Here is a 13,166-nt window from a genome sequence, read left to right on the forward strand (position 1 = left end):
CATTTCAAACGGGATCATCTTATGACGAATTATATTTTTATCACTGGCGGAGTGGTCTCTTCGTTAGGTAAAGGCATTGCTGCTGCTTCTCTAGCTGCAATCTTAGAAGCACGAGGATTGCGCGTCACCCTTATTAAACTTGATCCTTATATCAACGTTGACCCAGGTACGATGAGCCCATTTCAACATGGTGAAGTCTTTGTAACTCATGACGGCGCAGAAACAGATCTTGATCTCGGCCATTATGAGCGGTTTGTTCGAACCACAATGACTAAACGAAATAATTTCACCTCAGGTAAAATTTACGAGACGGTGATTAAGAAAGAGCGTCGCGGCGATTATTTAGGTGGTACAGTCCAAGTGATTCCTCATATCACGAATGAAATTAAACGCTCTATCAAGGAAGGGGCGGATAATTATGATATCGCGATGATAGAGATTGGCGGAACAGTAGGGGATATTGAATCATTGCCTTTTCTTGAGGCGATTCGACAAATGCGTATCGAACTGGGATCTCAGCGCTCACTCTTTATTCATTTAACGCTAGTTCCTTATATTGCGACTTCAGGTGAAACCAAAACAAAGCCTACCCAACATTCGGTAAAAGAATTACGCTCGATTGGTATTCAGCCTGATATTTTAATCTGTCGTTCAGAAAAACCTTTATCATTCGCGGATAGAGCAAAAATTGCTTTATTTACCAACGTGGAGAAAGAAGGGGTCATTCCTTTAGAAGATGCTAAGAGTATTTATCAAATTCCCATAATCCTCCATGGACAAGGCCTAGACGAAATTGTGGTGAAAAAATTAGGCTTAAACGTTAAGCCTGCTGATCTTAGCGAATGGCAACACGTTGTCGATGCTCAATCAAAACAAACAATGACAGTTAAAGTAGGCATGGTCGGTAAATATACCGAGTTAAACGATGCTTATAAATCCATTAATGAGGCTTTGATTCACGCAGGAATTCATACGCAAACTAAGGTTGAAATCGTCTATATCGACGCCGAATTAATCGAAAAACAGGGCGTTGAACCATTAACTTTAGCCTCGATTGATGCATTACTTGTCCCAGGTGGGTTTGGTGAACGTGGTATTGAAGGCAAGATCAGAGCCATTCAGTATGCACGCGAAAATAAGGTGCCTTTTTTAGGCATTTGTTTAGGTTTACAAACCGCAGTGATTGAGTTTGCTCGTCATGTAGCTGGGCTTTCCGGTGCTAATTCAACTGAATTTGATAAAAAGACTCCTTACCCTGTTATTGCCCTAATCAGTGAATGGTCAGAAGCCGATGGTAGCATGAGCTTCCGCGATGAAAATGTAGATCTTGGTGGAACCATGCGACTGGGCGCGCAGTTATGCCGGGTGGACAGAAATTCACTTGCATTTAAAATTTATAACAACACAGAGATCATTGAGCGCCATCGTCATCGTTACGAAGTAAACAATCAATTAGTTGACGTATTAATGCAACATGGTTTAAGTATTTCTGGACGTTCGGCAGACAATAACCTCGTTGAAATGATTGAACTTAAAGAACATCCCTGGTTTGTGGCTTGCCAGTTTCATCCTGAGTTTACATCGACTCCGCGTGATGGCCATCCCTTATTTCTACAATTTATTTTAGCCGCACGCGAACATCACCAAAACAAGGATAAAGAATGAAATTATGTGGTTTTGAAGTCGGTCTTGAGTCTCCATTGTTTTTAATTGCAGGGCCTTGTGTTATTGAAAGTGAGGAGTTGGCGATTGAAACCGCGGGATACCTGAAGGAAATTTGCTCACAGCTTAAATTGCCTTTTATTTACAAATCCTCTTTTGATAAGGCTAATCGCTCATCCATCAATAGCTATCGAGGCCCGGGTTTTGAAAAGGGTCTTTCTATTTTAGAGAAAGTGAGGGCACAAGTCGGTGTTCCAGTTCTCACCGATGTGCATGAGGACACGCCTTTGTTAGAGGTGGCTTCTGTGGTAGACGTGTTGCAAACCCCCGCTTTTTTGTGCCGTCAAACTAATTTTATTCAAAAAGTGGCTGCGATGAATAAACCAGTCAATATAAAAAAAGGTCAGTTCTTGGCGCCTTGGGAAATGAAGCATGTAGTTGCTAAAGCAAAGGCTTGTGGCAATGAAAGAATCATGGTTTGTGAACGTGGAGTCAGTTTCGGCTACAACAATTTAGTTTCCGACATGCGCTCACTGCAAATCATGCGCGAGACAGGATGTCCTGTGATTTATGATGCAACTCATTCCGTTCAATTACCTGGGGGTAATAATGGTGTTTCTGGTGGACAGCGTGAATTTGTTCCCGCTTTGGCAAGGGCAGCAGTAGCTGTTGGCATTTCAGGTATTTTTATGGAAACGCATCCTCAACCGGAGAAAGCCCTCAGTGATGGCCCTAATAGTTGGCCTTTATCTCAAATGAAGTCATTATTGGAAACATTAATGGCAATCGACAAAACTTCTAAGATGAGTATCTAGGCGTGGCGTCCTGAGCGAAGCGAAGGAGCCTCCTGGATGGGTTGTTGCCAAGAGTCGGGAGGTCCTTCGCTTTGCTCAGGATGACAGTTTGTCGTCCTGCCTGACAGTGGTATTGTCGTCCTGACAGTGGTTTGTCGTCCTGAGCGAAGCGAAGGATCTCCTTTGGGGGTTAGTGCCAAGAGTTGGGAGGTCCTTCGCGTTGCTCAGGATGACAGCGGTATTGTCGTCCTGACAGTGGTTTGTCGTCCTGAGCGAAGCGAAGGATCTCCTTTGGGTCTAGTGCCAAGAGTCGGGAGGTCCCTCGCTTTTGCTCGGGATGACAGCGGTATTGTCTTCCTGACAGTGGTATTGTCGTCCTGAGCGATGCGAAGGATCTCCTTGGGGGGTTACTGCCAAGAGTTGGGAGGTCCTTCGCGTTGCTCAGGATGACAGTTGGTGTTGTCGTCCCGAACGTAGTGAGGGATCTGCTTGGTGGGGCTAGTGCCAAGAGTTGGGAGGTTCTTCGCGTTGCTCAGGATGACAGTGGTATTGCCGCTCCTCACTTTGCTCGGGATGACATTGTTTTACCATTGTGTTTGTAAATAACTGTAGGGGGGTACAAAGGGAAGGAGGATTTGGCGGAGAGGCAGGGATTCGAACCCTGGGAAGGTCGCCCTTCAACGGTTTTCAAGACCGCCGCTTTCAACCGCTCAGCCACCTCTCCGACAGAGCTGAATACTATCTCAAGGTTTGATTGTTTGCAAATAATTTTTATGCATTTTTTAGGTTAGCTTTTATTCGCAAAATTCCCATGGGTGGGTATAATGGGCGGCATTTGTAACAAATTGTTTTGTAATGGGTGTTTAAATGAAACGAATTCAAAAGCTGGTCCTAACGGGGCTTGTGCTGTCTCTTACTGCCTGCAGTTGGTGGAGCAAAAACGATGAGGATAACAGTCCTTACCAGGGAATGACTGCAAAACAGTTGTATACTGAAGCTGAGCAGGCCCTCGCAAAAGGGCAGTATGATAGTGCTGCTAAACGCTTCGAGGCATTAGAATCCATGTATCCTTTTAGTGATCACGCAGAGAAAGCGCAGATGGATTTAATTTATTCCTACTACCAAAAGGGTGATTATCCTTCTGCAGCAGCGACTGCCGAACGATTTATACACCTTTATCCACGCGCTAAAAATGTTGATTATGCCTATTACATGAAAGGATTGGCGAATTTCCAGCAAACCCGGGGTACGTTGGCTAGTAGTCTTCCTATTGATGAATCGTGGCGAGATCCTGGCTCTCAATCACAAGCTTACTCAGATTTTGCGACGCTTGTGCAAAAATTCCCTGACAGCCGTTACAAAGCCAATGCACTACAACGTATGATTTATTTACGTAATATGTTTGCCCAGCGTGAACTGAATACCGCCAAATATTATTATGAGCGTAAAATGTATGTTGCTGCGGCAGAGCGCGCGAGTTATTTGATTGAAAATTATCCACAAGCACCAAGTACAAAGGAAGGTTTAGCGGTTCTTTATAGTGCTAATACTATTTTGGGTTTAAAGAAAGCCGCTGAGGATGCTTTAAAAGTTTATCAAGCAACCTATCACAGTAATCCACCTAGTGTTTCTGTTTCATAAGAGTTTAGGATGGCAGGGAAAGCGCAGCGAACTATTCGTTGTTTTCTCAGCGGTCTGTTAGTCTTATGGACTTTAGTGGATTATGCTGCGCTCTCTATTGAAGACGCGCAGCTTTTGCAGAAAGAGTATCAACAATATCAAGCTTGGGTGTTGAGTCGTAATTATCTGTTTGGTACCACTCTAAATCCAGAGCCGATTAAAGCCCTAGCGTGGCAATTGATCTATGTCGATATGTTACCCCCATCCTACCCAGAAAAAGAGAAGTTATTAGCAATTTATAAGCGCAAGTTGCTCCCTTCACAAATCAGCGAAGCCACACAGTTAGCGCAAACATTACGTCATCGCTATGGTTTGTCAAAACCCTTTACGGAAGAAGAGTTATATCAAGTTTACACCCTGCACGAGAATAACGTTTCTTGGACTGATTTTAAATTCTTGTTGCCAACCGCTGAAACGTGGGAGCATTTTGATAAATGGCTTGATTGGTTAGCGCAAAGTAATCAGCAACAGGCGCATGCAATTGATCAAATCAAACATGAATTAGATAAAGGCAAGCAATACCCAATTGTTTATGGGCAAGTAATGATCCAAGGCCCAGAACCACTTGCGATGATCAGAAGTGAAGTAAAGCTTTTAGACGAAGGATTTTTTATTGTTCATCCTGTGGGCAAAACAATTTCTTTTGCGCTACCTGGCTATAAAACAGTGACAGTATCGATAAATAAAAAACAACTTTTACAGAGCGTTCCTCCTGTCGTCCTTGTTAAGCTAGGTGGAAATAAGAAAACCGGAGTAGTAGGGCGTGTTTTGCCTTGGTCAGGTGTTGAAGGCTCGAATATTATGTTGCGCTCAGTAATGTCGGAAATTGCGAAAGATCCCTGGTATCAACCTGCAATCCCGCTGACTATAACACAGGGTGGTCAATTCTATGCAACAGGTTTATCCCCAGGCCGGTATGAATTATTTATTACTACTGGCGGAATAAACACATCCAAACAGTTTACGGTACAAGAGAATGAGATTCGGGGATTATCGTTAATTGATCTGCGGAAGATGGCTGGGCATTGATTTCAAATAGGCGATCGAATGTTAGGTCAAACGATCTAAGGTTGTGCTTTAATAGTCCCCATTCTCTACGCTCCAGAATGTAGAGAATGGAGAGTGGTGACCTACTACCTTTTTAAGCAATACAAATGTCTTTCTCTTGTTTTTCAGTGGTTTTTATTTCCGTCGATTCGTTCAGCCCTGCTAATAAATCATTGGTAAGTCCTCGCAACTCGCCGCAAAGCAGAGTTAATGCCGCGTCTCGTTGCTGATATTCTTCTTCAAGATCGCGGATTTCATTAAATTCATCGATGAGATAGTCAAGGCTTTTTAGCCGCTTAAATGTTAAATCGTGAGTTAAAGTCAGTTGAATGCGCTCGTTCCAAATCAATGAAATCTCCGCCGCGGCCAATCCTTGCGATAAAAGGGTTAAGATTTCTTCGGCAGGCAGCTCATACCCTTTGCAATTAACTCGTTTTTTTTCATTATCGAGAGAGAACAATAAACAGTCCGAGGCAAGTTGAAAAGAGGGAGGTAAAAGGGTCGGGTTGCTTAACCATTGCGCGAAACGCAAGGCTAAATTTTCATTGCACGCAAGCGGCTCAATGTGAATACCAGGAACAGATTTTCTTAATAGAGAAGTCAATTGGGAGGCTTGATTCTGACTGGATGTGTTCACAATTAATCGCTTAGTCATGCTATCCAGTAATGCAGGTAACCGTTTTTGCACACAAAATGATTTTGGCAAGAGTTCAAACTCCAAATCTTCTGCCATTTGCGCCTTTTCCGCGCGCCTCACTGTTCTTCCTTGTTCTGCCTCGATAGTCTGTATGCGCTCAGCAAGTAAGCGTTTAATCACGCCGTTGGGTAAAATTTTTTCTTCTTTCCCTAAACAAATTAACGAACAGCCGGCGACTTCTTGGACTAATTCATCCACATAAGCAGGCAACCAGCCATAAATAAAGCGTGCATGCGGAGGGCAAGGCTTTAGTTTTTCTTCGTCAAGCTGACGAGCCAGATCAACTGGCTCATGGAGTTCATATTGATAAATAAGAGCATTATTAAACCACATTTTTTATCCTTTTTCTTAAAAAACGGATGCTAACATGTTTCTAAATGGGTTGCGATTGCTTAATATAGCGACCTTAATCGTTGCGGGGGTGAAAAGAGTATGAAAGCTGCTGTTTATCTGCATAAAGCGAAACAGAATACGGTTCGGCGGGGACATCCTTGGATTTTTCCAAAGGCGATTGCAAAAACATCGGGTGAATTAGCCACGGGCGAATTGGTTGATATTTTCTCAGCAGAAGGCGAGCTTCTTGGCGTAGGAGCCTACAACGAGCATTCACTCTATCGAGTCCGTGTTTTAGCGCTTCAACACGAATCAATGGATACCCAATCGCTTTCATCGATTATTACTCAACGTTTAAGGCAAGCTTTAGCTGTAAGACAGGCGTTAAATCTTCCCAATGAAATGACCACGGCTTACCGGCTATTCAACAGTGAGGCTGATGGTTTATCAGGTTTGACTGTCGATCGGTTCGAGGATATCTCTGTTGTTGCGAGTTCTGCATACTGGGTGGAGGCAAACAAGCAGATGATTCGTCAAGGCATTCAAGCGTTATTCCCGAAAGAGGAAGTGATTTGGTTGTCCCAAGAAAAGCCACTTGCTCAAGATGGTTGGCATCAGCAAGCAGAATCGATGAGTGGAAAAAAAATTAAAGTGCTTGAGGCGGGAGTGATTTACCAAATTGATTTTTCTCAGGCGCAAAAGACAGGGTTGTTTCTTGATCAACGTGAAAATCATCAGCGTGTTGCAGCGCTTGCACAAGGTAAGCGGGTATTGGATCTTTATTCTTATACGGGCGGTTTTGCTTTGCACGCAGCGAAAGCAGGAGCTATTAAAATCACCGCAGTCGATAGTTCAGCTCAAGCAATTACACAGGCAAAAGAGAATGCGCGGTTGAATAATTTAGATATCGAGTTTATAGAGGCAGATGCTCGCGATCATTTGGCGCAAGCAGGCGATTACGATTTGATTATTCTTGACCCCCCAAAACTCGTCCCTTCACAGCGGCATTTGGAGCGTGCTAAAAATTACTATCGCTTTTTGCATCGTGAGATTTTCAAAGCGATGAAACCGGGTAGTTTACTGATGACTTGTAATTGTTCGTCTGCGTTAACGACCCAAGAATTTAGTATTTTGGTCAGTAGCCAAGCGGCTGCGGCTGGGAAACAAGCGCGGCTGCTTGGTATTTTTGGTCCAGCAAGTTGCCATCCCACCTTGGCTTCTTTCCCTGAGGGGAATTATTTAACTGCGATATTATTAGCTGTGGTTTGAAATGAAATCTTAACTTGTTAACGGTGAAAGTCTTTTTAAAGGAATTTTAGGATAAGAATATACCTACTGTATTAAATATTATAAGGTTATCGATTTTTCCTTTCTATAGTTTAGAAGGAAATGAGGGACAGATTAATATGCCCTAATTGACTAGTGTTGCTGAGCACTAAGCACTTTCAAAGCTAAGGCACAGAAAATAAATGCAGTGAATTTATTAAGCCATTTTTGGGCACTGGAGTTAGAAAAAAGACGGTCTTTTAAGTATACGAACAAAAAAACATAAAGAAAATTAATCAATGTTCCTGAAATCACAAAACAGCCGCCTAATGTTAATAGTTGCAACCAAACGGTCCCTCGTTCAATATCCACGAATTGGGGTAAAAAGGTTAAAAAGAAAATACCTACTTTGGGATTAAGTACGTTTGTAAGCACGCCATTTTTATAAGATTTCCAAACAGAAATGCTTTGTTTATTGGGAGTAATCCGTTTGCTTTTAGAGTTCAATGCTTGCCAAGCGAGGTAAAATAAATAAAAAGCGCCCATTATTTTTATTAAATTAAAAACGAAGGGAGATTGCATTAAGACACTAGATAAACCCAGGGCTGAGGCAATTGCATAAATAGCAATTCCTGTGGCGATACCAATCGTAGCAACCGCACCGTGTTTAAAGCTATTCAGGCTTTGGCTTGCGACATATAAAACGTCGCTACCTGGGGTCAAATTTAAAATAATGGTTGCAGTTAGAAAGAAGGCTAATTGAGTTGTATCAGGAAACATCGAAAGACTCCTGCAAGGAATATCTCATTTCTAAGTGCGTCATTATAATCAATACAGTTTGCTTTGCCCATCGAATTCATTTGTGCAAACATAGACTTTATCAATGTCTTTCCTGCAAACACGCTAATAATTCATAAAAGCTCAGTTCACAAGCCTGCAGCATAACAAGAAGATGGAATACCAAATCGGCTGCTTCGTTGAGTAATTCGTCGCGATTATGAGTCACAGCTGCAATGACTGTTTCCACCGCTTCTTCACCGACTTTTTGTGCGCAGCGGTTAATGCCTGAGGCTAATAATTGAGCGGTGTAACTGCTGGTGTTTCTTTCTTTTGCGCGATTTTGAATGAGCTTGATTAAGTGATCAATAAAACCAAGCGTTGTGACTATCCCTGGCTGAAAACAACTTGTGAAACCAAGATGGCATGCAGGGCCCTCGGGGATTACTTGGATTAATAGGCTATCGCCGTCACAATCAGTGGCAATCGCTTTAAGTCTCATGAAATGACTGGATGATTCGCCTTTGGTCCATAAACGTTGCTTGCTGCGGCTATAAAAAGTCACTTGTTCTCGTTGTAAAGTCATTTGCAGCGCTTCACGATTCATGTAACCCAACATTAAGACTTCGCCGCTATTGGCATGTTGGACGATGGCGGGAATAAGGCCATTCATTTTTTGCCAATCTAACTGTTCAATTTGAAATGTATTCATCATCTGACCTCAATACTATTGGCTTTTAACTGACGTTTAACTTCATCAATGGAGAGAATCTTATCGTGAAAAACGGAGGCTGCTAAAGCCCCATCAACGTTAGCCTGTTGAAACACTTTCACGAAATCTTCTGCACTTCCTGCTCCGCCAGAAGCGATTAACGGGACGAGAGAAAGATTGCGAACCAGTTGCAATTGGTGTAAATCATAACCCTTTCTTACTCCATCCGCTTGCATACAATTTAAAACAATTTCACCCGCTCCTCGTTCTTGGACTTCGCAAACCCAATCAAAGGTTTTACGTCTTGAGTTTCTTGATTTCGCCTCATCCCCGGTGTATTGATACACGTAAAAATCATCCTCAATCCATTGACTATCAATACCAATTACAACGCATTGACTGCCGAATTCTTGGCTTAATTGATTAATTAACTCAGGATTTTCCAAAGCGGGGCTATTAATGGATAGTTTATCCGCACCGGCATTAAGAATGGCTCTTGCTGTAGCCAAATCACGAATGCCACCCGCAACGGTAAAAGGAATATTGATGGCTGCAGCAACTTGATTAATCCATTGGGAACAAACAGAGCGATGATCAGCGCTGGCAGTAATATCATAAAAAACAAGCTCATCGGCTCCGCTGTTTGAATAGCGGTTAGCCAAAGATAAAATATCTCCCACTACACGGTGATTACGAAATTTGACGCCTTTAACCACTTGATTATTGGCTACATCAAGACAAGGAATAATACGTTTAGCTACCATGTTTGTCTCGCTAAATAAGACGATATATCAAAATCACTCTCATACAGCATGCGGCCTAAAATGGCTGCGGCTAATCCTAAGGTGGATAATCTTTCCAAGTCATCCACATCGCGAATTCCGCCTGAAGCTTGCCAACGAATTTGCGGGAAACGAGTGACTGCTTCACGATAAAGCTGAAAATTAGGGCCGTTCATCATGCCATCGCTTTCAATGTCTGTGCATAGAATCTGAGTGATACCCAGTTGTTGATAATAATTGGCTAATTGCCATAAATTCGTTTCTGTTGGTATTTGCCAGCCGTTGATAGCCGGTTTAGGAATGTTGTTTTTAATCTGAACATCTAAAGCCAAGACAATGTTCTCTGCTTTGATGACCTCAATAATTTGTGCTGTTAACTTGGGATTGGTGACCGCAATGCTGCCAATGACCAGTTTCTCAATGCCCGCTTGCAAACAAGTTTTCGCTGTTTCAAGGCTGCGAATACCCCCACCCACTTGTAAACACAAGCCTGGTGCATGCATGGCCTGAATGAGTGGCAGTTGTTCGACTACTCCTGATTTGGCACCATCCAAATCAACAATGTGTAGGTGCTGGGCACCTTGCAATGCATAACCTTGTGCAAGCGTAATCGGTGAGTAATCGTAAATAGAGACTTGATCAAAGCGGCCTTTACGTAAGCGTACGCATTGACCTTTGTACAAATCGATTGCTGGAATAATGATCATAATTTCTCCAACTGCAAAAAATTATTGAGTAATTTAAGCCCAGTTGCCGCAGATTTCTCTGGATGAAACTGCATTCCGTAATAATTATCGTGCTGCACAATTGCAGTAAATTCCTCGCTGTAGTGGCAATTGGCTACCGCGTGGCTGCTGCATGGTAGTGCATAACTGTGCACGAAATAAACATAATCTTCTGCAGTCAACCCTCGGGCAAGTGGCGTCTGTTGAGTCCATACGAGCTTTGACCATCCCATGTGAGGAACAGGGTAATCGGGAAGGGGAACAAAACGTTTGGCATAACCTGGTATTTGTTTTAAACAATCCACATTGCCTTCTTCACTGAACTCAAGTAATAATTGCATACCGAGGCAAATGCCCAATACAGGTTGAGTAAGCTGGCACAATACATCGATTAATTGATAGTGTTTTAAGGCTCGCATTGCTGCTGCAGCCGTGCCTACACCGGGTAAAATCACATGGGTAGCTGTAAGCAGATCATTCGCTTCATGAGTGAGTTTGTAGTGATAGCCTAAACGTTTCAGCGCATTAGTAAACGAAGCTAGGTTATTACCGCAGACATCAATGACCGCAATCATAAAACCCCCTTGGTTGAAGGCAAACTCGTGTCACAGCGAGCACAGGCTTGGCGCAGCGCACGGCCCAATGCCTTAAAACAGGCCTCAATCATGTGATGGTGATTTTGTCCTTTGACACTCACATGCAGCGTGGCGCCGAGGCTGCTTGCCAGAGAATTAAAAAAATGGGGAACCATTTCTGTTGCCATTCCACCCACAAATTCACGTGTAAATTGGCCTTCAAAAGTACAAAAATTTCGTCCACTTAAATCAATTGCAACGGTGGCGAGTGCTTCGTCCATGGGTAAAGTGAAACCATAGCGAGCAATGCCCCATTTATCACCCAGCGCTTTTTTTAAGGCTTCTCCCAAAGCAAGTGCGGTGTCTTCAATCAAGTGATGTTCATCCACTTCAGTATCACCCTGTGCCTCAACGTGTAAACTGAATCCGCCATGTTTGGCAGTTTGCTCTAACATGTGACTGAAAAAACCAATGGGAGTTTGAATGTGGCAAGGTGCTTCCGTATCTAAACTCAGACTAACCTCGATCGAGGTTTCTTTTGTCTGCCGTCTAACGGAGGCAGAGCGCTGCCGAGATAAAATAGTTTCAGCGATTTGTTTCCAGGTGTGCTCTTGGCTCACAGGCAGAAACGAAATCCCCATGTTTTGGGCCAATTCTTTATCTGTTTGCCTATCACCAATAACCCAGGATTGATTACGGTCGATCGCGTTTTCCAATAAAAAGGGATCAAGCAAACCGGTTTTGGGCTTACGGCAATTGCAATTATCGTTATCCTGATGAGGACAGATAAAGATCGCATTGAAATGAATGCCTTGTGAAGAAAATAAAGCAAGAATAAACTCATGACAACGCTGGAAAGCCGTTTGTGGAAAATGGCTTGTTCCTAAACCATCTTGATTAGAAACCATCACTAAGGTAAAACCTGCTTTGCTTAAAGAAAGTAAGGCAGGAATGACACCTTGACATAAACGAACCTTGCTCAAATCATCCACTTGAAAATCCGCAGGTTCTTCAACTAAAGTACCATCTCTATCAATAAATAATACCTTTTGCATTTCTATCCCTCCGGCTGAAACCTGCGCAATGCGGCTAATAATTGCTGGTTTTGTGCTGAATCACCCACGGTAATGCGCAACATGTTCTGCAGGGGGGCTGCAGCAAAATGTCGTACAGCAATACCTAGTTCAGCAAGCCAAGCGGCAAGTGAGGAGGCGTTAGTAGAGGCAATTAGAATAAAATTAGCACTACTGGGGTAAATTTTTTCTATCCAAGGGAATTGTTGTAATTGGGTAATTAGCCCTTGGCGTTCATTGAGAATGTCATCAATTTTGCTGGTGAACCACGCTTTATTGGCTAATGCCTGCTTAGCTAGATCGATAACGGCACTTGATAAGGTATAAGGGGGCATTGTACTTTCTATGGCTTTAATCAGTTGCGCTTGAGCAATGATGCTCCCTAATCGTAACCCAGCCAAGCCGTAAGCTTTAGACAGCGTGCGTAAAACGATTAAATTGTCAAAGAAAGACAGGAGCTCAGTCGCACTCTCTGTTTGAGCAAACTCAATATAAGCCTCGTCCACGACGATAATGGCTTTGCCTTGAAAGTATTCGCAAAGCGTTTTTATACTTGCCAAATCGAGCGCATTCCCAGTGGGATTGTTGGGTCGACAAAGCATGATAAGTTTACAATGGGGTTGCCAAAATGAAATTAGGCTTTCGATGGACAAACTAAAATCGTTTTTCGCATCCAGTGGGCAATTTAACACTTCAGCTTGTTGCAGGCGGGCATAGAATTCATACATGGGAAAAGTAGGTGGGCATTGCATGAAACAGTCTTGTCCCGGTCGGAGAAAAAGGCGCATCAACAAATCAATGCCATCATCGCTTCCCCGAGTCAAAACCAGTTGCTCGCTACTTACTTGATAATACTGGGCAAGCAATTGTTGTAACTGGTGCTGCTGGCGAATATCGGGATACTGGTTTAAGGGGACTTGACTAAAAGCCACCGGGCACCAGGGTAATTCATTCGCGTGTAAACGACAGTCTAAGTGGTCTCCACCCGGTTTATAGTTTTGCAGTGATTTTAAATCCGGACGAATTAAATCCAATACCGACAT

Annotated in this window: 14 protein-coding genes and 1 tRNA gene; 6 read left to right on the forward strand and 9 right to left on the reverse strand. The window is 43.0% G+C overall.

What is annotated here, in order from left to right:
- Positions 1 to 21 precede the first annotated feature (21 nt).
- The 3 genes from B5D33_RS04865 (at position 22) to B5D33_RS16565 (ending at position 3,058) form a co-directional block, all read left to right on the forward strand.
- A complete protein-coding gene (locus B5D33_RS04865; RefSeq protein ID WP_058452938.1) occupies positions 22 to 1,665 on the forward strand; it encodes a CTP synthase in 1,644 nt (547 codons plus the stop codon).
- Positions 1,662 to 2,477: a 3-deoxy-8-phosphooctulonate synthase gene (gene kdsA, locus B5D33_RS04870; RefSeq protein ID WP_058452939.1), complete on the forward strand. Its 816-nt coding sequence runs from the start codon at positions 1,662 to 1,664 to the stop codon at positions 2,475 to 2,477. The genes B5D33_RS04865 and kdsA overlap by 4 nt, the downstream gene beginning before the upstream one ends.
- 416 nt (positions 2,478 to 2,893) lie before the next feature.
- The gene (locus B5D33_RS16565; RefSeq protein ID WP_160158662.1) at positions 2,894 to 3,058 is read left to right on the forward strand and encodes a hypothetical protein; all 165 of its coding nucleotides are present in this window, start codon (positions 2,894 to 2,896) and stop codon (positions 3,056 to 3,058) included.
- A 34-nt stretch (positions 3,059 to 3,092) separates the two neighbouring features.
- Here B5D33_RS16565 and B5D33_RS04875 read toward each other — a convergent pair.
- Positions 3,093 to 3,180 (reverse strand) — tRNA-Ser (locus tag B5D33_RS04875).
- A gap of 143 nt (positions 3,181 to 3,323) precedes the next feature.
- Here B5D33_RS04875 and B5D33_RS04880 point away from each other — a divergent pair.
- Both B5D33_RS04880 and B5D33_RS04885 read left to right on the forward strand, forming a co-directional pair.
- Entirely contained in the window at positions 3,324 to 4,097 is a 774-nt protein-coding gene (locus B5D33_RS04880; protein WP_058452940.1) for an outer membrane protein assembly factor BamD, read from the forward strand.
- 9 nt (positions 4,098 to 4,106) lie between these two features.
- Positions 4,107 to 5,165 carry a hypothetical protein gene (locus B5D33_RS04885; protein ID WP_058452941.1) on the forward strand — a complete coding sequence of 353 codons (1,059 nt, stop codon included), beginning with the start codon at positions 4,107 to 4,109 and terminating at the stop codon, positions 5,163 to 5,165.
- A 112-nt stretch (positions 5,166 to 5,277) separates the two neighbouring features.
- On the opposite strand, the gene B5D33_RS04890 is transcribed toward B5D33_RS04885, so the two are convergent.
- Positions 5,278 to 6,213, reverse strand: coding sequence for a recombination-associated protein RdgC (locus B5D33_RS04890; protein WP_058452942.1), 936 nt, complete (start codon positions 6,211 to 6,213; stop codon positions 5,278 to 5,280).
- Between the two features lie 99 nt (positions 6,214 to 6,312).
- Here B5D33_RS04890 and B5D33_RS04895 point away from each other — a divergent pair, with 99 nt between their 5' ends.
- On the forward strand, positions 6,313 to 7,482 hold the full coding sequence (locus B5D33_RS04895) for a class I SAM-dependent rRNA methyltransferase (RefSeq protein WP_058452943.1): 1,170 nt from the start codon (positions 6,313 to 6,315) through the stop codon (positions 7,480 to 7,482).
- A gap of 150 nt (positions 7,483 to 7,632) precedes the next feature.
- Here the strand turns inward: B5D33_RS04895 and B5D33_RS04900 are convergent, their stop codons facing one another.
- The 7 genes from B5D33_RS04900 to hisC form a co-directional block, all read right to left on the reverse strand.
- Positions 7,633 to 8,259 (reverse strand): LysE family translocator, encoded by a 627-nt coding sequence (locus B5D33_RS04900; protein ID WP_058452944.1) that lies wholly within the window; start codon positions 8,257 to 8,259, stop codon positions 7,633 to 7,635.
- Between the two features lie 100 nt (positions 8,260 to 8,359).
- The gene (gene hisIE / locus B5D33_RS04905) at positions 8,360 to 8,968 is read right to left on the reverse strand and encodes a bifunctional phosphoribosyl-AMP cyclohydrolase/phosphoribosyl-ATP diphosphatase HisIE (RefSeq protein ID WP_058453067.1); all 609 of its coding nucleotides are present in this window, start codon (positions 8,966 to 8,968) and stop codon (positions 8,360 to 8,362) included.
- The gene (gene hisF, locus B5D33_RS04910) at positions 8,968 to 9,732 is read right to left on the reverse strand and encodes an imidazole glycerol phosphate synthase subunit HisF (RefSeq protein WP_058452945.1); all 765 of its coding nucleotides are present in this window, start codon (positions 9,730 to 9,732) and stop codon (positions 8,968 to 8,970) included. The genes hisIE and hisF overlap by 1 nt, the downstream gene beginning before the upstream one ends.
- Positions 9,726 to 10,457, reverse strand: a complete 732-nt coding sequence (locus B5D33_RS04915) for a 1-(5-phosphoribosyl)-5-[(5-phosphoribosylamino)methylideneamino]imidazole-4-carboxamide isomerase (protein WP_058452946.1) — start codon at positions 10,455 to 10,457, stop codon at positions 9,726 to 9,728. Before B5D33_RS04915 ends, hisF begins: the two co-directional genes overlap by 7 nt.
- On the reverse strand, positions 10,454 to 11,050 hold the full coding sequence (hisH, locus tag B5D33_RS04920) for an imidazole glycerol phosphate synthase subunit HisH (protein WP_058452947.1): 597 nt from the start codon (positions 11,048 to 11,050) through the stop codon (positions 10,454 to 10,456). Before hisH ends, B5D33_RS04915 begins: the two co-directional genes overlap by 4 nt.
- Positions 11,047 to 12,105, reverse strand: a complete 1,059-nt coding sequence (gene hisB / locus B5D33_RS04925) for a bifunctional histidinol-phosphatase/imidazoleglycerol-phosphate dehydratase HisB (protein ID WP_058452948.1) — start codon at positions 12,103 to 12,105, stop codon at positions 11,047 to 11,049. Before hisB ends, hisH begins: the two co-directional genes overlap by 4 nt.
- Before the next feature lie 2 nt (positions 12,106 to 12,107).
- Positions 12,108 to 13,166 carry a histidinol-phosphate transaminase gene (hisC, locus tag B5D33_RS04930; protein WP_058452949.1) on the reverse strand — a complete coding sequence of 353 codons (1,059 nt, stop codon included), beginning with the start codon at positions 13,164 to 13,166 and terminating at the stop codon, positions 12,108 to 12,110.

It is taken from the genome of Legionella maceachernii, assembly GCF_900167045.1.
In the GTDB taxonomy this organism is placed as follows: domain Bacteria; phylum Pseudomonadota; class Gammaproteobacteria; order Legionellales; family Legionellaceae; genus Tatlockia; species Tatlockia maceachernii.